Source organism: Paracoccus benzoatiresistens (assembly GCF_026913015.1).
Classification (GTDB): domain Bacteria; phylum Pseudomonadota; class Alphaproteobacteria; order Rhodobacterales; family Rhodobacteraceae; genus Paracoccus; species Paracoccus benzoatiresistens.
The window spans coordinates 1-17,955 of the sequence record NZ_JAPTYD010000039.1 but is presented as its reverse complement, the minus strand read 5'-3'; the positions used below and the strand labels follow the sequence as shown (position 1 = coordinate 17,955).

Annotated in this window: 17 protein-coding genes; 15 read left to right on the top strand and 2 right to left on the bottom strand. The window is 66.3% G+C overall.

Features of this window, described 5'->3' with window-relative positions; translation table 11 throughout:
• The first annotated feature begins 39 nt into the window (after positions 1–39).
• The 10 genes from OU682_RS17890 to OU682_RS17845 all read left to right on the top strand — a co-directional run bounded on the left by OU682_RS17890 (position 40) and on the right by OU682_RS17845 (position 11,225).
• The gene (locus OU682_RS17890; protein WP_268943563.1) at positions 40–414 is read left to right on the top strand and encodes a potassium channel family protein; all 375 of its coding nucleotides are present in this window, start codon (positions 40–42) and stop codon (positions 412–414) included.
• Positions 415–457: 43 nt separating this feature from the next.
• A complete protein-coding gene (locus OU682_RS17885) occupies positions 458–2,116 on the top strand; it encodes a bifunctional aspartate transaminase/aspartate 4-decarboxylase (RefSeq protein WP_268943562.1) in 1,659 nt (552 codons plus the stop codon).
• A gap of 141 nt (positions 2,117–2,257) precedes the next feature.
• Entirely contained in the window at positions 2,258–3,850 is a 1,593-nt protein-coding gene (locus tag OU682_RS17880; protein ID WP_268943561.1) for a DUF3300 domain-containing protein, read from the top strand.
• 1 nt (position 3,851) lies between these two features.
• Entirely contained in the window at positions 3,852–4,763 is a 912-nt protein-coding gene (locus OU682_RS17875; protein ID WP_268943560.1) for a DUF2950 family protein, read from the top strand.
• 400 nt (positions 4,764–5,163) lie between these two features.
• Complete coding sequence (locus OU682_RS17870) at positions 5,164–6,567, top strand: alpha/beta hydrolase (protein WP_268943559.1); 1,404 nt, start codon at positions 5,164–5,166, stop codon at positions 6,565–6,567.
• Between the two features lie 257 nt (positions 6,568–6,824).
• A complete protein-coding gene (locus tag OU682_RS17865) occupies positions 6,825–7,634 on the top strand; it encodes a cytochrome c oxidase subunit II (RefSeq protein WP_268943558.1) in 810 nt (269 codons plus the stop codon).
• Between the two features lie 67 nt (positions 7,635–7,701).
• Positions 7,702–9,468 carry a cbb3-type cytochrome c oxidase subunit I gene (locus tag OU682_RS17860; protein WP_268943556.1) on the top strand — a complete coding sequence of 589 codons (1,767 nt, stop codon included), beginning with the start codon at positions 7,702–7,704 and terminating at the stop codon, positions 9,466–9,468.
• The gene (locus tag OU682_RS17855) at positions 9,465–10,148 is read left to right on the top strand and encodes a cytochrome c oxidase subunit 3 (RefSeq protein ID WP_268943555.1); all 684 of its coding nucleotides are present in this window, start codon (positions 9,465–9,467) and stop codon (positions 10,146–10,148) included. The genes OU682_RS17860 and OU682_RS17855 overlap by 4 nt, the downstream gene beginning before the upstream one ends.
• 9 nt (positions 10,149–10,157) lie before the next feature.
• Positions 10,158–10,856: a cytochrome c oxidase subunit 3 gene (locus OU682_RS17850; protein WP_268943554.1), complete on the top strand. Its 699-nt coding sequence runs from the start codon at positions 10,158–10,160 to the stop codon at positions 10,854–10,856.
• Positions 10,857–10,868: 12 nt separating this feature from the next.
• Complete coding sequence (locus tag OU682_RS17845; protein ID WP_268943553.1) at positions 10,869–11,225, top strand: cytochrome C oxidase subunit IV family protein; 357 nt, start codon at positions 10,869–10,871, stop codon at positions 11,223–11,225.
• Positions 11,226–11,282: 57 nt separating this feature from the next.
• On the opposite strand, the gene OU682_RS17840 is transcribed toward OU682_RS17845, so the two are convergent.
• Both OU682_RS17840 and OU682_RS17835 read right to left on the bottom strand, forming a co-directional pair.
• A complete protein-coding gene (locus tag OU682_RS17840; RefSeq protein ID WP_268943552.1) occupies positions 11,283–12,155 on the bottom strand; it encodes a DUF2189 domain-containing protein in 873 nt (290 codons plus the stop codon).
• Positions 12,156–12,427: 272 nt separating this feature from the next.
• Positions 12,428–13,471 carry a LacI family DNA-binding transcriptional regulator gene (locus OU682_RS17835; RefSeq protein WP_268943551.1) on the bottom strand — a complete coding sequence of 348 codons (1,044 nt, stop codon included), beginning with the start codon at positions 13,469–13,471 and terminating at the stop codon, positions 12,428–12,430.
• A gap of 211 nt (positions 13,472–13,682) precedes the next feature.
• On the opposite strand from OU682_RS17835, the gene OU682_RS17830 reads away from it, so the two are divergent.
• From OU682_RS17830 to OU682_RS17810, 5 genes are all read left to right on the top strand, one after another.
• On the top strand, positions 13,683–14,732 hold the full coding sequence (locus OU682_RS17830) for an ABC transporter substrate-binding protein (RefSeq protein WP_268943550.1): 1,050 nt from the start codon (positions 13,683–13,685) through the stop codon (positions 14,730–14,732).
• A gap of 49 nt (positions 14,733–14,781) precedes the next feature.
• Positions 14,782–15,573, top strand: a complete 792-nt coding sequence (locus tag OU682_RS17825; protein WP_268943549.1) for an ATP-binding cassette domain-containing protein — start codon at positions 14,782–14,784, stop codon at positions 15,571–15,573.
• 1 nt (position 15,574) lies between these two features.
• Positions 15,575–16,822 carry a sugar ABC transporter permease gene (locus OU682_RS17820; protein ID WP_268943548.1) on the top strand — a complete coding sequence of 416 codons (1,248 nt, stop codon included), beginning with the start codon at positions 15,575–15,577 and terminating at the stop codon, positions 16,820–16,822.
• Positions 16,823–16,835: 13 nt separating this feature from the next.
• Positions 16,836–17,564 carry an SDR family oxidoreductase gene (locus tag OU682_RS17815; RefSeq protein WP_268943547.1) on the top strand — a complete coding sequence of 243 codons (729 nt, stop codon included), beginning with the start codon at positions 16,836–16,838 and terminating at the stop codon, positions 17,562–17,564.
• 13 nt (positions 17,565–17,577) lie between these two features.
• Positions 17,578–17,955 (top strand): FGGY family carbohydrate kinase (locus tag OU682_RS17810; RefSeq protein WP_268943546.1); only part of this gene is annotated, 378 nt, incomplete at its 3' end.

Genomic DNA, 17,955 nt, shown 5'->3' with positions numbered 1-17,955 from the left:
CTCCCGGCCGGCATCACATCGGTGTGGGGGAGATGACGGATGCGCTTCCTGTCCGCCTATGTCCGGCTGGTCAGGGCCATCTACATGGCCTTCCGCAGCACCCAGGTGCAGGCGCTGATCCTTGTCTGCATCCTGATCGCGCTGGCGCAGGCAGTCATCTTCATGCGCATCGAGGGCTGGCGGTTTCTCGACGCCTTCTACTTCTCGGTCGTCAGCATGGCGACCGTCGGCTACGGCGATCTCGCACCCCGGACGCCCCTGGGCAAGATCACGGCGCTGGTCTTTCTGATGGTCGGGGTCGGGATCTTCGTCCTGACCGTCTCGTCGATCGCACAGGTGATCCTGGGCGAGATTTCTCCGTCAGCGGGTCACCCGGCGCGCGAGAAGGAACCGGACCATGCCGGTCCCGAGTGATCCCGCCGTCCTGTGCCGCCCCACCAGGCAACAAGGAGATTGGATGATGCTGCAACGCGAATATTTCGAGAGCCTTTCGGTTCTCAGCCCGTTCGAGATCAAGGACGAGCTGATCAAGCTTGCCCGCGCCGGCAGCGAGAAGTCGGCCCGAGCCTTCCTGAACGCGGGACGCGGCAATCCGAACTGGGTCGCCACCCGCGCCCGCGAGGCGTTCTTCCTGCTGGGCCAGTTCGCCCTGACCGAGGCGCGGCGCAGCCTTGACGATCCGGCGGCCGGCATCGCCGGCATGCCCCCGCGTGGCGGATGCCACCTGCGCTTCCAGAAATGGATCGCGAAGCGGCTTCATGAACAGGAGGAGGACTGGATCGACGAGGAAGGCGCTCCGCCTGCCCGGACCCTGCGCGATGCGGTGGCCTTTGCCATCGAACGTTTCGGCTTCGATCCCGACGCCTTCGTGCATGAGCTGACGGATTCGATCATCGGCGACAACTATCCGGTGCCGGACCGCGCCCTTTACCACAACGAGATCGTCACCCACGAATATCTGATGTGGGCGATGTGCGCCGGCCACCGCCCGGACGTCAAGTTCGACCTTTACCCGGTCGAGGGCGGCACCGCGGCCATGTGCTATATCTTCAAGGCGCTGAAGAACCAGCGGCTGCTGAACGCGGGCGACACCATCGCGCTGGGCACGCCGATCTTCACCCCCTATCTGGAGATGCCCGAGCTTGAGGACTACGGGCTGCACGTCATCCGCGTCAGCGCCGAGCAGGAGGACAGGTTCCAGTTCACCGACGAGGATCTGGAGGCGCTGGCCGATCCCGCGGTCAAGGCGCTGTTCCTGGTCAACCCGGGCAATCCCTCGGCCGCGGCGATGACGCCGGATTCGATCCGCCGGCTGGCCGCCTTCGTGAACACGCGCCGGCCGGACCTGATGATCCTGACCGACGACGTGTATGGCACCTTCGTGCCCGGATTTGAATCGATCATGGGCCACCTGCCCAGGAACACGATCGGGGTTTATTCCTATTCCAAGTATTTCGGCTGCACCGGCTGGCGGCTGGGCGTGATCGCGGTGGCGCAGGACAACATCTTCGACCAGCGCATCAGGGACCACCCCGAGGAGATCCAGGAGGTCATCGAGAAGCGCTACAAGGCGCTGACGCCGAAACCGCGCGAGCTGAAATTCATCGACCGCATCGTCGCCGACAGCCGCGATGTCGCGCTGAACCACACGGCAGGGCTTTCGCTGCCGCAGCAGGTGATGATGACGCTGTTCGGGCTGGTCGAGCTGATGGACAAGGACAAGGTCTACCAGAAGGCCTGCATCGCGATCTGCACCCGCCGCTTCCGCAACCTGGTCGAGGGAATGGGGATCGAGACGAATGTCGGCGCCTATTACGACTATTACTACGGCATCGTGGATCTGGAGTTCTGGCTCCGGAAATATGTCGGCGAGGATGTGGTCACCTGGGTCAAGGCGAACATCCATCCGCTGGACATCCCCTTCCGCCTGGCCGAGGAGCACGGGATCGTGCTGCTGAACGGTTCGGGCTTTGCGGCGCCGAACTGGTCGGCGCGGGTGTCCTTCGCCAATCTCAACGATGATGCCTATGGCGAGATCGGACGCGCGGTGCGCACGATCGCGCGAGGCTATGTCCAGGCCTGGCAGGCGTCGAGGGGCGAGGAGATCACCGGCTGACATGGGCACGCGCCCCCGTCCCCGGGGCGCGTGGCAAGGGACGTTTGGAAAGTGAAACCTGTGAGAAGACGGCCGAATCCTGTGTCATGGTGCCAGCGTCCGCGTCGTTTTCTCACCTGTCCAGGACAGGAGCATCAGGACATGATGAACGCGCATGAACCCCTTCATTCACCGGCTTTCAGGCGGCTGTGCGCCGCCGCGCTTGCCGGTCTTGCCGTGGGGGCGGTCGCCGGGTCGCCGCCTGGTCCGGCGCTGGCCCAGACCGGCTCCGTCGCCTGCGGCGGGGAGCATGTCGTCGCAAGCGGCGACACGCTGAGCAAGCTGGCTGAAAGCGCCTATGGAGATCCCGCGCTTTACGGCGTCATCGCCGATGCCAACGACGCGGCGCTTGGCGGCGATCCCAGCCGGATCTTCGTTGGCATGAGCCTGACCATCCCCTGCCTCGATGCCAGCGGGCAGGCTGGCACGCCCGGCCAGGCGCCCACCTTGCAATCCGCCGTTGCCGCCGAAGGCGAGCTGTCGCCCGATCAGCTGGATGCGCTGTTCGGCCCCGTCGCCCTTTTCCCCGACACCGTGCTGACGCCAGTCCTGGTGGCCGTGACCTTTCCGCTGGACGTGGTCAAGGCGGCCCGCTTTGTCGAGGAGAACTCAGGGCTTTCCGACAAGGACCGCGCGCAGAAAGCTGCTGCCGAGCCCTGGGACGACAGCGTGCGCGAGCTTGCGGCCGGCTTCCCGGATCTGATCACCCGGATGAACGACCACCTCGACTGGACCGAACAGGCGGGCGAAGCGGTGGTCGCACAAACCGACGACGTGCTGGCCTCGATCCAGCGGCTTCGCGCCAAGGCTCAGGGCAACGGCTATCTGGAGGACAATGCGGCACAGACGGTCGAGACGGTGGACAACAGGATCGTCATCAATCCGGCGGTTCCGAATGTCGTGCAGTTGCCGGTCTATGACAGCCAGGTCGTCTATTCGTCGCCGGCTCCTGCCGCGCCCGTCTATCACTATGGCTATGACTATGGTGACGACTGGGTTGGCTGGGGGGATGCGCTGGTGGCCGGCGGGATCGTCCTGGGCAGCGCGGTCATCCTGGACGAGATCTTCGATGATGACGACTGGGACGGCTGGGGCGACAATGACGAGATCGACTGGGATCGCGGCGACATCTCGATCAATCGCGGCGACCGCAATGTCGAACGGGGCGACATCAACATCGAGGGCGGCGAGCGCAACATCGAACGCGGCGACCGCGTCAGCATAGGCGAAAGCGACCGCATCCAGGTTGATCGCGACGCGAACCGCGCGGCCTTGGCCGATCGCGCGCGGGAAACGGGGGCCACCCGCCCTGCCGCCCGGCAGCCGATCTCGAATTCCGCCAACCGCGAGTTGGCGCGGCAGAAGATCGAAACCCGCAAGGCGCAGGGGGCGAGCCCCGCAAGGTTGGATGCAACCCGCAAGGCGGCTTCGCGGCCGCAGGCCGCACGCGCCGCGACCCGGCCCGCCGGGGCGTCGGCGGCAACGCGCAGCGCCCCCCGCGCCACAACGCAGCGGGTGTCGCGCCCCACGGCGCAAAAGGCGCCGCAGGCGCGATCCCCCAGCCGGTCCAGCAATGCCTTCCACAAGTCCTCGGGCAGCTCGCGCGCCTCGTTATCGAGCAGCCGCGGGCGCAGCAGCATGGGCGCGCAGGGCGGCGGGCGAGGCGGTGGCGGCAGAGGTGGCGGGAGGCGCTGACATGAAAAGACACGTATCGACATGCTGCATCCTGGCGCTTCTGGCCTCGGCCGGGGCGGCGGCTGCGGTTCCGCAGGACTTCGACACGCCCGAGGCCGCGGTGGCGGCGCTGACCGCTGCGCTCGAGGCCAGGGACAGGGCGGCCGTGCTGGCGATCTTCGGCCCCGAGAACGAGGATGTGATCAGCAATGGCGATCCCGCCGAGGATCGAGAGCTCTGGGGCCAGTTCCTGCGCGACATGCAGACATTGACCCGGATCGACAGGCCCGAGCCTGACCGCGCCGTCCTGATGGCCGGACGCGACCTGTGGCCCTTTCCCGCCGAAATCCGGCGCGACGGGAACCGATGGTCTTTCGATGCCGAATCCGCACGCATCGAGGTGCTGGCCCGGCGCATCGGGCGCAACGAACTGGAGATCATCGACATCATGCGCCGCGCCGGAGAAGTGCAGGCGGCCTATCGCCGGTCCGACCACGACGGCGACGGGATAATGGAATTCGCGGCCTCGATCCTGTCCAGCCCCGGCCAGCGCGACGGGCTTTACTGGCCCACCGAGCCCGGCGCCGAGCCCAGCCCCTTTGACGAGACACTGGCCCGCGCCAGCTTTTCCGGCTTCAGCGAAGACGGACAGGACCGCGCCCCCGAACCCTGGGAGGGCTATTACTTTCATATCCTCCAGGGCCAGGGCGCCGCGGCGCCGGCCGGGGCCTACAGCTACATGGTGGCGGGCAACATGGTCGCTGGCCACGCCCTGGTGGCCTATCCCGCAAGCTATGGCGATACGGGCATCATGAGCTTCATGGTCGGCGAAGGAGGCATCGTCTATCAGGCTGACCTGGGCGAGGACACGCTGACCCGCGCCGCTGCAATCGAGCTGTTCGATCCCGGCCCTCCCTGGACCCCGGTCGAGTGATCCCGCCGCAAGGCATCGGATCGTGCATCCCGGGTCCCGGAGTCCCGGGACACGCCGATGGGAATACCACAAGCGCTGCTTCCTGCGCCGCAACGGAACTGCCCGTTCCCGGACCCGGCGCGGCCCGCGAACTCACCTGCCGAAGACGACCGGATTGGACCCCGGGAGGCCCCGCCTGGGTGCGAGCCACCCGCGCGATCCGGAGAATGCCATCCGGCAGACGGTCCGGATCCGGTGCCTGCGCCTGCCCGTCGTCCGGGAAGGCTTCCGGGGCCGAAGGGCCGGCAGTTTCGCGTGGACTGGCCGCCTGCGATCTAGTATCCCTATCAGGACAAGTCTCCTTCGTATTATCGGAAAGTCGCCGCAGGTCGCTGAATTCTTGCGAGTAACGGAGGTACAGATGGCTGCCGATGCGCGTGCTGCTTGCTTCATTCGCGGTTCCGACGTTCTCCATGCCATGGGCCATGCCGGTGTCGGTGAGGCCGGGCCGCGCGTCCCACCGCAAGGCTTGGGCTTGTGGAAGCACCCCCCTGGTCCGCGCAAGAGAAGCACGGCTCGGCACGTCGACAGCGAGCGTGGTTGCCCTGTCCATTGCCGTCCTGCGGGAAAAATTCCAACGCTCGTCCGTGGCGCCCTTGGACAACTCAGACGCATCGCCGAACTGGCACCCGAAGATCTCATCCGTAAAGCGACCCTGCGCGGTCTGCGGCACTTGCCGCTTGCAATGATGCTGGCCGCGACCCTGGTTGCCGGATGCAGCCGCCCGCCAGAGCTCGTGGGCGTCGAGGATGCCCGGGTTCCCGTGGAATCCGTCGCCGGGGTCCAGCGGCACAAGATGTTCATCACGACGACCCGACAGGCTTCCGAAGTGGTGGGGGCGTTCTATTCGGACCGCCGCGCGCCGGACCTGGGGCTGGCATCGGTGGTGGTGACGATTCCTCCCACCCACCAGGTGGGCCAGATCGAAAGGCCGAGCGCCCTTCCCCCGGACCCGAGAACCGAGTTCTCGGTTGTCGATCCGGCCATCTATCAGACCGACAGGTCTTTCATCGCCGAGATCAACCGGGAGCTTGCCCGCCGGCCGCCGGGACAACGGAAGCTGCTGCTGTATGTGCATGGCTACAACAACACGACCAGCGACGCCATTCTGCAACTGGCGCAGTTCATCGAGGATTCGGATTATCCAGGGGTGCCGGTCCTGATGACCTGGGCCTCGGCAGCCAACATAACCCGCTATGTCTATGACCTGAACAGCGCCTTGATCGCACGGGGCAAGCTCAAGGAGGTGTCCGACGTCCTGGTCGGCACCCAGGCGGAAAGCGTGGACATCTTTGCGCATTCCATGGGGACGCTGCTGACGATGGAAGGGCTGGTCGATGCCCAGAATGCGGGCACGCTGGGCACGCGCAGAACAATCAACCATATCGTGCTCGCATCGCCCGATATAGACATCGATCTGTTCCGCAGCCAGATCGAGCAGCTTCCCCCTGCCATCCGCAGCAAGACCTATGTTCTGGTCTCACGCGACGACCGTGCACTGCGGGCATCGCGACGGATCGCGGGGGGCGTGCAGCGCGTGGGGCTGGCGGATGCGACGCAGCTGGAAGGGCTGGGCCTCACGGTCATCGACCTGTCGCAGATTGCCGATTCGACGTCGGGCAGTCATTCGAAGTTCGCGGGGTCGCCGGAGGTGGTGCAACTGATCGGCGCCGGCCTGAATCGTTCCGGCGGCATCGTACGGGGTCGGACACCCAGGCTGGACGAACTGTTGTCGGGCGTTCCGATCCTGATTTCGGGAGGGTGAATGGCCTCTGAAATTGCGCGATGCATCGGCGGCTGATCCCATGCTTTGAGGGCGTCTTTCCGAAAGGTCCGGGGTGATCGGTATCGGAAGTTCACCCGTGGGATGACGCGCGACGCGGCAAGCCTGGCATCGCGGCGCGTGCATTAAACGGTGGACCTGCGATGACTTTCAGAGCATCATATCAACAGCAATTACAGATGTGCCCGAGGCCTGCCCATCACGTTCGTGGTCTTGGTCAAGCTGCGGAAGGCGAACCTATGGTCGTCGTTGTCGCACTGGTCAGCGTTGTTGTCGGGTCGGTCCTGTTCCACCTGCTCAGCCCGTGGTGGTGGCCTCCGATCGCGTCGAATTGGGGCTATATCGATGCGACCCTGATCATCACCTTCTGGATCACGGGCATCGTCTTTGCCACCGTTGTCCTGTTCATGGCCTATTGCGTCTGGCGCTTCCGGCATCGGCCGGGCCGCACGGCCGAGTTCGACCCCGAGAACCGGCGCCTGGAGACGGGGCTGACGGTCGTCACGGCGCTGGGGGTCGCGGCGATGCTGGCGCCCGGCCTGATCGTCTGGAAGCACTTCGTCACCGTTCCGGACGACGCTGCCACGGTCGAGGTCTTTGCGCAGCAATGGTCGTGGAGCTTCCGGATGCCGGGCGCCGATGGCCGCCTTGGCACGGCGGACCTGCGCCTGCTGGATTCGGGCAACCCGCTGGGGCTGAACCCTTATGACCGTTTCGCCCAGGACGACGTCATCGTCGAGGCCGCCGATCTGCACCTGCCGGTCGGCCGCCCGGTGAAGATGGTGCTGCGCTCCGTTGACGTGCTGCACGATTTCTACGTGCCCGAGTTCCGCGCCAAGATGGATCTGGTGCCGGGCATGGTCACCTACTTCTGGTTCACGCCCACGAGGACTGGCGAGTTCGAGATCCTTTGTGCGGAACTGTGCGGCATCGGACATGCCGTCATGCGCGGCTATGTCCAGATCCAGGAGGAAGCCGACTTCCAGGCCTGGCTGCAGGGGCAGCAGACCTTTGCCCAACTGCGGGAGAGCAGCAGCGCCGGTCCTTGATACCTGTCCCTGCAAAGGGGTCTTGCCGCAACAGGGGCGGCGCCGTCTTCGACCAGGAGGAGCATGGATGGTTGAGGTTACCGATCGGCCCGACACGCAGGTCCCGCCCGCAGAGGTGCCGGACGTCCACCCGCCACACGCCCACAGCTGGCTCTCCAGGTGGGTGTTCTCGCAGGATGCGAAGTACATCGCGATCCAGTACTCTGGCACGGCGATCGCGATCGGGCTCGTGGCCCTGGTGCTGTCCTGGCTGATGCGGCTTCAGCTCGGCTTTCCCGACCTGGTCTCGTTCTCGCCCGAGGCCTATTACCAGTTCATCACCATGCACGGGATGATCATGGTGGTCTACCTGCTGACGGCCATCTTCCTGGGCGGCTTCGGGAACTACCTGATCCCGCTGATGGTGGGTGCGCGGGACATGGTGTTCCCGTTCGTCAACATGCTGAGCTACTGGATCTACCTTCTGGCCGTCCTGGTGCTGGTCGCGAGCTTCTTCGTGCCCGGCGGGCCGACGGGGGCGGGCTGGACCCTCTACCCGCCGCAGGCGATCCTCAGCGGAACGCCCGGAGGGCGCGACGCCGGGATCATCCTGATGCTGCTGTCCCTGATCCTCTTCATCATCGGCTTCACCATGGGCGGGCTGAACTATGCGGTGACCGTGCTGCAGGGGCGGACCCGGGGCATGACCCTGATGCGGATGCCGCTGACCATCTGGGGCATCTTCACGGCGACGGTCATGGCGCTGCTTGCCTTCCCGGCGCTTTTCGTCGCCTGCGTGATGCTGCTCTTCGACCGGCTGCTCGGCACCTCGTTCTTCATGCCCACGCTTGTCGAGATGGGCCAGCGGCTGGAATACGGCGGTGGAAGCCCGATCGTCTTCCAGCACCTGTTCTGGTTCTTCGGACATCCCGAGGTCTATATCGTCGCGCTGCCGGCCTTCGGCATCGTATCGGATCTCATCAGCGTCCACGCCCGCAAGAACATCTTCGGCTACCGGATGATGGTCTGGGCCATCATCGGCATCGGCGCGCTGAGCTTCGTCGTCTGGGCGCATCACATGTATGTCTCGGGAATGCACCCCTATTTCGGCTTCTTCTTCGCCACGACGACGCTGATCATCGCGGTGCCGACGGCCATCAAGGTCTACAACTGGATCCTGACGCTCTGGCGCGGCGACATCCACCTGACGCTGCCGATGCTGTTCTCGATCGCCTTCATCGTCACCTTCGTCAATGGCGGGCTGACCGGGCTGTTCCTTGGCAACGTCGTCGTGGACGTGCCGCTGAGCGATACCATGTTCGTCGTCGCCCATTTCCACATGGTGATGGGCCTGGCCCCGCTGATGGTGATCTTTGGCGCCATCTACCATTGGTATCCCAAGATCACCGGGCGGATGCTGAACCACAGGATGGGCCTGATCCACTTCTGGGTCACCTTTGTCGGCGCATACGCGATCTTCTTCCCGATGCACTACATCGGCCTGGCCGGGGTGCCGCGCCGCTATTCCGAGCTTGGCGACACCCCCTACCTGACCGCCTCGGTGGCCGGGCTGAACGCCTTCATCACCATTGCGGCGCTGGTCGTCGGGGCGGTGCAGATCATGTTCCTGTTCAACCTTCTATGGAGCGCCAGGCACGGCCAGCGGGCGGGCGGCAATCCCTGGCGCGCCGCCTCGCTGGAATGGCAGACACCGGATACGCCCCCGCGCCACGGCAACTGGAGCGACGAGTTGCCGGTCGTCTATCGCTGGGCCTATGACTACAGCGTTCCCGGCGCGCCCGAGGACTTCATCGCCCAGAACGACCCCTGGCCCGCGCGCCCGGTGCAGCCATGAGCATCGTCCTGGCCTTCGTCGTCCCGGTCATCGCCGTGGCGTTCTGGTGGCTGATCCGGCAGGGCGTGATGTCGAAGCCCTGGCTCGAGACGGGCCTGCCCGAGGCGGTGCCGGTCCGATCGGCCGAGCATGTGGGGCTTGGCATCTTTCTTGCGGTCGTGGGATGCCTGTTCGCCCTTTTCGGCAGCGCCTTCGTGATGCGGATGGATGTCGGGACGTGGTCCTCGCTCAGGCTGCCGCCGATCGTCTGGGCCAACACGGCGCAACTGGTCCTTGCAAGCCTGTTCCTGCACCTGGCCTTTGTTTCCGCGAAGCGGGGCGACCGCGCGGGCCCGCGGCGCGACATGACAATCGCCGCCCTGGCGACGGTGGGCTTTCTCCTTGGCCAGCTTCTGGCCTGGCGCGAGTTGACGATGGAGGGCGGCGGCCTGACGACTTCGCCGGCGGCAAGCTTCTTCTATCTGCTCAGCGGGCTTCATGCCCTGCACATCCTTGGCGGTCTCGCGGCGCTCGGGCTGGTGATGTCACGGGGTGGGGCCGACGGCGGACGCCTCAGGCTCGGCATCGGGCTCTGCGTCGCCTACTGGGACTTCCTTCTGGTCGTCTGGCTAGGCCTGCTGGTCCTGTTCCTGGGCTGGGCCAACCGGTTCGTCGAAATCTGTCGCGGCGTCCTGACATGAGGGTCGATCATGGCTGAAACCATCCTGCACGCGAAACGCCCGGAGGGCATCGTCGCCGACTGGAGCTCGGACCAGCGCGCCTTCAAGCGCATTTCCTGGGGCAAGGCGATGATGTGGATCTTCCTGCTGAGCGATACCTTCGTCTTCAGCATCTTCCTGCTGGGCTACATGTCGGCCCGCAACTCGACGCAGTCCGAGTGGCCGGACACCGACAAGGTCTTCTCGCTCCATGTCGGCGGCGTGGAGCTGCCGCTGCTGCTCATCGCGATCATGACCTTCATCCTGATCTCGTCCAGCGGCACCATGGCAATGGCGGTCCGCTGCGGCTATGCCCGCGCCCGAAGGCCGACCGCCGCGCTGATGGCCCTGACCGCGCTTCTGGGCGCGAGCTTTGTCGGCATGCAGGCCTTCGAGTGGGCCAAGCTGATCAGCGAAGGGGTGAGGCCCTGGAGCAATCCCTTCGGCGCCCCGCAGTTCGGCGCCAGCTTCTTCATGATCACCGGGTTCCACGGCACCCACGTATCCTTCGGCGTGCTGTTCCTGATCATCATCGCGGCCAAGATCTGGCGCGGCGAATTCGACCGTCCCGGCCGCACCTGGCTGAAGTCCGGCGCGGGGGACTATGAGGCGGTCGAGATCATGGGCCTTTACTGGCACTTCGTGGACCTCGTCTGGGTCTTCATCTTCGCGTTCTTCTATCTCTGGTGAGGAGGGGCGGTCATGGCGGACATCACGGACCACCACGCGACAGCAACGGCAACCCATGCCGAGGGGCAGCAGCATCCCCTGAGGCTCTACCTGCTCGTCTGGGGCCTTCTCTTCGTTCTCAGCGCGATGTCCTACATGGTGGACTATGTCGGCCTGCAGGGCCTGATGCGCTGGTCCCTGATCGTGATCTTCATGCTTCTGAAGGCGGGGCTCATCATGGCCGTCTTCATGCACATGGCCTGGGAACGCCTTGCGCTCGTCTACACGATCCTGCTGCCGCCGCTTGCAGTGCTCGTCTTCCTGGCGATCATGACGGTGGAGTCGGACTACACCTTCCTTACCCGCGCCGCGGCCTTTGCCAGTCCCTAGACGATTTCGCACTCGGCGGCGGCTGACCTGCCCCACCCCGGGCTCGGCGTTCCGGCCTCAGGCTGGCTGGGGCCAGGACACGGCCCGGCGATACAGGTGCCATGTCGCATGGCCCAGGATGGGCAGCACGACGATCAGCCCCGTGAAAAGAGGGATCATCCCCGCCACCAGCGAGAGCGCGACGATCAGCCCCCAGATCGCGGTCGTGCGCGGGTTGCGGCGCGCCACGGCAAGCGAGGTCGCCAGCGCCACCGGCACGCCCACCGGGCGGTCGATCAGCATCGGGAAGGACACCAGGCTGAGGCAGAGCACCACAGCGGCGAAGATGAAGCCCACGCCGCACCCGACGATGATCATCGCCCAGCCCGGGCGTGTGGTCACGGTGTCGCGGAAAAAGGTCAGAAGGCTGTCATAGGGCTCGGGCCCGAGGGTGGCGGCCCAGACCGCATGCGCGGCAAACAGCCAGACGACGAAGATCGCCGTGAGAAGAAGGCCCAGCGAGAGCACCGGCCCCATGACCCGGCCCGTCAGCGTGGACAGCGCCGCGCTCCAATCGGTCTCCTCGCCCTGTTCGCGCCGACGGCTCATTTCGTAGAGGCCGACCGCCGCCACGGGTCCGACCAGCGGAAAGCCCGCGACCAGCGGAAAGAGCAGGTGCACCTGCCCGGCGTTGAAGGCCCAGACGGCAAGGACGAAGCCGATCACCGGATAAAGCACCACCGCGAAGATCACGTCCGAGCGGAGCGCGGCGAAGTCCTCGGCGCCCTGGCGGAGCGCCGCGCGGAGATCGCTCACCCCGATCTGGTTGACCTGGGGCTGGATCATCTCGTGGCTGCCGATCCCGTCCACCGCCGCCCCAAGGCCGCGGCCCATGCCCGCCAGCCTTTGCGCGCTCCAACTCAGCGGGTTTCCGATCGTCTTGTGGGGCATGACTGCATCCTCCCTTTCTGGAAGGACGGAAAACGGGGCGAGGCCTCCGCCGGAGAGCCCGGCACCCGCCCGCGAACATACCGGGCCGAACCGTCCTCATGCGCCATTCTAGCAGATTCAGCGCGGGGTTGCACTCTCGGATTCAGGAGCGCCCAGCAGAACCTCCTTACCTGAGTCGGCCCGCTGATCGAACCCGGCACAGACCATGAACCTGCGCATCGGCATCATGTGCCTGGAATCAGGGGACCGGCGCCGGCCGGGGGCCTTCCTCCTCAGTTCGCAGGCTCGAAGATGCAGGGCGTCTCGATCCTGGGCGCGCCGGCGGGCGGGCGGTCGACAAAGTCGAAGACCCTTGTCAGCATGGCGCCGATGTCCTGGCGCATCATGCCGATATTCTGGGGCAGGAAGCGGGCGAAGGGATCCCAGTCGAAGCAGCCGAAACGCAGGTCCGGCAGCCGGGGCGCGCCATAGATCCAGCGCACGACGCCCTCCAGCGCGATGGTCGAGTTGACGAAGAACCCGCTGTGCTCGGCGATATCCACCCCGGCAAGGGCCGCTTCGGTCTTGGTGGCGGAATAGCCGTGCATGAGGCACCGCGCCGGGGGCACGGCCAGGCCAAGTTCGGCATGGGCCGCCAGGAAGCCGCGCAGGCGTTCCCGGGTGTTGTGGTCCTGCGCGCGCCCGCCGATGAAGTAAAGCGGCGCGGGGGCACCGAAATCGCGGGTGACCCGGTCCAGGATCCGCCGGGCCAAGTCCCGCGCGCCGCCGAAATTGTCCGACACGACCGAGGGCACGGCGGTCCCGGGCAGGTCCAGGTTGATGCTGCGGACCCCGGACGGCGCGCAGACGCCGGCGATGCGGTCGGGATCGGTGGCGCCCGTCGCGATCAGGCATTCCGCCTGGTAGGAGATCATCTCGCGCGCGGCCTCGACCTCCAGCGCCGGGTCGCGTTGCGTGCAGGTGATGACGGGGAACAGGCCGCGTTCGCGGGCCATCGCCTCGAACTGCTCGGCGATGGCGCCGAAATAGCGGTTGTCGTATTTCGGGATGATCATGCCGATGATGCGCGACCGTTCCCGCCGCAGAAGTCTGGCCTGGAGGTTGACGGCATAGCCCTGTTCCTCGGCGATGCGGCTGACGCGTTCGGCAAGGCTGGCGCTGATCCGGCGCTTTTTCCAGGTGCCGTTCAGGATCGCGCTGACCGCGCTTGGGCTTGTGCCCGCGATCTGGGCCAGATCGTAGATCGTGGGCCGTCTGGTTGGACTGTCGCCGATCCCGGCCATGGTTCCCCGGCTGAAAGAAGAAGGGCGCAGCATGACCGGCCTCGACATCCAGCTTGACACGAATCTGGCACTGCTGGCAATCTTGCTTCATCGATTGAGCATGCATGCTGCATCGATGGCGCAATCCAGGGGGGAGGGCGCCCTTGCATCCGGGGGAGGTGCCCGCCATGCTGGATGAAGGCCGTGGCATCACGGTGCCCGGCTGCGCGGCGGTGACGCATCCCGACATGAGGAGGAACGAAGGATGACACCCAGATTCCCGTTGGCGGCAGCGTCGCTTGCCGTGGCATCCCTGCTGGGCGGCACCGCCCTGGCGCAGGAGGCCGCGACCGTCGCCTTTCTGATGCCCGACCAGGCATCGACCCGCTACGAGCAGCACGATTTTCCCGGCTTCAAGGCTGCCATGGCGGAGCTTTGCCCGGATTGCACGGTGATCTATCAGAACGCCAACGCGGACGTGTCACTGCAACAGCAGCAGTTCAACTCGGTCATCGCGCAGGGCGCGAAGATCGTGGTGCTGGATCCGGTCGACTCGGCTGCGGCGGCGGGGCTGGTGCAGATGGCGCAGTCCCAAGACGTGAAGATCATCGCCTATGACCGCCCGATCCCGGACATGCCGGCGGATTACTATGTGTCGTTCGACAACAAGGGCATCGGCCAGGCGATCGCGCAGTCGCTGGTCGATCACATGAAGGCCGAGGGCGTGCCCGCCGGGGCAGGGGTCCTGCAGATCAACGGCTCGCCCACTGATGCGGCAGCGGGGCTGATCCGCGACGGCATCGACGCGGCGCTTGACGCGTCGGAATACAAGACGCTGGCCGAATACGACACCCCCGACTGGGCGCCGCCCAAGGCGCAGGAATTCACCGCGGGCCAGATCAACCGCTTCGGCGCCGACATCAAGGGCATCGTCGCGGCCAATGACGGCACCGCGGGCGGGGCCATCGCCGCGCTGAAGGCAGCGGGCGTCGATCCGCTGCCGCCGGTCACGGGCAACGATGCGACCCTTGCCGCGCTGCAGTTGATCATCGCGGGCGACCAGTACAACACCATCTCGAAGCCCTCCGAGATCGTGGCCCGCGCCGCGGCCGAGGTCGCGGTGACCTTCCTGAAGGGCGAGACGCCCGAGGCGAAGACCACGCTATATGACACGCCGTCGGAACTGTTCGTGCCCGCCGTTGTCACGCGCGAGAACATCAAGGCCGAGATCTTCGACAAGGGCATCCAGACCCCCGAGGAAGTCTGCACCGCCGACTATGCGGACGCCTGCCGCGAGCTGGGCATTCTCCAGTAACCTGCGCATCGCGCGCCTGTCCGCGCGCGCCCATGGAAGGAGGCATGTGATGGCCGAAAGCTCAAGTTCACCGCAGCCGATCCTGACGCTGCGCGGCATCTCGAAGCAGTTCGGCGCCGTGCAGGCGCTGACGGATATCGAGCTGGACGTTCACCCGGGCGAGGTGGTGGCCCTTGTCGGCGACAACGGGGCGGGCAAGTCCACCCTGGTCAAGGTGCTGGCGGGCGTTCACCAGCCGACCGGCGGCGCCATCGAGTTCATGGGCCAGCCCGTGGTGCTGGACAGCCCCGGCAAGGCGCTGGAGCTGGGCATCGCCACGGTCTTCCAGGATCTGGCCCTGTGCGAGAACCTGGACGTGGTGGCGAACCTCTTTCTGGGCCACGAACTGTCCCCCTGGAACCTGGACGAGGTGCAGATGGAGGTCCAGGCCTGGACCCTGCTGCGGGAGCTTTCGGCCCGCATCCCTTCGGTCCGTGAGCCCATCGCCTCGTTGTCGGGGGGGCAGCGCCAGACGGTCGCCATCGCCCGGTCGCTGCTGCTGGACCCGCGCATCATCATGCTGGACGAACCGACCGCCGCGCTGGGCGTGGCGCAGACCGCCGAGGTCCTGAACCTGATCGAGCGGGTGCGCGACAGGGGCCTGGGGGTCATCCTGATCTCGCACAACATGGAGGACGTGCGGGCCGTGGCGGATCGGATCGTCGTGCTGCGCCTTGGCCGCAACAATGGCGTCTTCACCGCCGAGGATTCGAATTCCGACCTGATCGCCGCCATCACCGGGGCGACCGAGAATGCCGTCTCGCGCAGGCAGGCGCGCAAGCTGGAAGAAGTGGACAGGTGACATGAGCGATCCGAAAAGCCAGACGGCGCTGGACCGGTCGGACAGCCGGGTGCGTCACGACGAGGGCATTCCCGGCGCGATCCGCGGCTTCATCGACCGCGTCCGGTCCGGGGACCTGGGAATGCTGCCCGTCATCGTGGGCCTGGTCCTGATCGCGACCGTCTTCTGGTCGCTGAACCCGGTCTTCCTGGCGCCGAACAACCTGGCGAACCTGTTGTTCGATGCCGCGGCGGTTGGCTGCATCTCCCTAGGCATCGTCTGCGTCCTGATTCTGGGCGAGATCGACCTGTCGGTCGGCTCGATGAGCGGGCTTGCCTCGGCCGTCCTGGGGGTGATTTGGGTCAAGACGGGCCTGCCGGTGCCGCTGGCCATCCTGGTCGCATTGGGGGCGGGGGCCTTCATGGGCCTTGTCTATGCGACGCTTCTCAACCGCTTCGGGATGCCCAGCTTCGTCTCCACCCTGGCGGGCCTGCTGGCGATGCTGGGCCTGCAGCTTTACCTGCTGGGATCGACGGGTTCGATCAACCTGCCCTATGCATCCATCATGGTCCGGTTCGGGCAGATCTACGTGATGCCCACCTGGTTCAGCTATCTTCTGGCCGTCCTGCCGGGCGCGCTGATGCTGTGGCTGGGGTTGGACCGGATGCGCAGGCGGGCGGCGGTCAACCTGTCCAATCCCGGCGGCCTGTCCGTCCTGCTGGCCAAGGCGGGCCTCCTGACCCTGTTCCTGCTGTTCGCGGTTTATTACCTGAACCAGGGGCGGGGCATTCCCTGGATGTTCGGCCTGTTCGTCCTGCTGGTGGTGGCGATGAACTATGGGCTGACCCGCACGCAATGGGGCCGCGCCATGTTCGCCGTGGGCGGCAACCGTGAAGCCGCGCGCCGGTCCGGCATCAACGTGCATCGCATCCGCATGTCTGCCTTCATGCTGTGTTCCACCCTTGCGGCGCTTGGAGGGATGCTGGCGGCGTCGAGGCTGGCGTCGTCCAGCCAGCAGGCCGGGACGGGGGACGTGAACCTGAACGCCATCGCTGCCGCGGTGATCGGGGGAACATCGCTGTTCGGCGGTCGCGGATCGGCCTGGTCGGCGCTGCTGGGCGTGATTGTCATCCAGGCGATCTCGAACGGGCTGACGCTGCTGAACCTCAGTTCCTCGCTGCGCTACATGATCACGGGCGGGGTGCTTGCCATCGCGGTGATCGTCGACTCTCTGGCGCGCCAGTCGCGGGCAAGCCATGGCCGCGCATAGGTAGGGAAAAAAGATGTCTGATCAATTGCAAGGCAAGATCGCGGCGGTGACGGGGGCGGCGTCGGGGATCGGTCTGGAATGCGCGCGGGCGATGCTGGGCGCGGGGGCGCGGGTGGTGCTGATCGACCGCGCCGCGGACCGGCTGGAACGCCTTTGTGCGGACCTGGGCCCGAACGCGCACCCGCTGGTGGTGGACCTTCTGGACGGGCCGCAGGTCGATGCGATCGCCGGGCGGATCGCGGAAATCGCCGGGCCGTTGGACATCTTCCACGCCAATGCCGGCGCCTATGTCGGCGGCCCCGCGGCCGAGGGCGATCCCGACGCCTGGGACCGGATGCTGAACCTCAACATCAACGCGGCCTTCCGCAGCGTCCGCGCGGTGCTGCCCGGGATGATCGAGCGCGGGACCGGCGACATCATCTTCACCTCCTCGGTGGCGGGCGTCGTGCCGGTGGTCTGGGAGCCGGTCTACACCGCCTCGAAATTCGCGGTTCAGGCCTTCCTGCACGCGACCCGGCGGCAGGTGGCGCCCCACGGCATCCGCATGGGCGCGGTTCTGCCCGGCCCTGTGGTGACGGCGCTGCTGGACGACTGGCCCCCGGCCAAGATGGAGGAAGCGCTGGCCAACGGCTCGCTGATGCAGCCCACTGAAGTGGCCGAGGCGGTGATCTTCATGCTGACGCGGCCCCGGGGCGTGGTGATCCGCGACCTGGTGATCCTGCCCAACAGCGTCGATCTGTAGGGAAGGAACGATCATGACCACCAACCCGGTCTTTCTGGGCATCGACGTGGGCACCGGCAGCGCGCGGGCGGGCCTGTTCGACGCCGCCGGCCGCATGCTGTCCAGTGCGAAACGCGACATCGCCCTGTGGCGCGAGGGGGCCGGGATCGCCGAGCAGTCCAGCGACGACATCTGGTCGGCCGTCTGCGCCGCCACCCGCGAGGCGGTGGCCGGGGCAGGCCTCGACCCCGCCGCCATCGCCGGGATCGGCTTTGACGCGACCTGCTCGCTGGTGGTGCTGGACCGGGACGGCCGGCCGCTGAGCGTCAGCGCCACGGGCGATCCGGCGCGCAACATCATCGTCTGGATGGACCACCGGGCCGTCGCCCAGGCCGAACGGATCAACGCGATG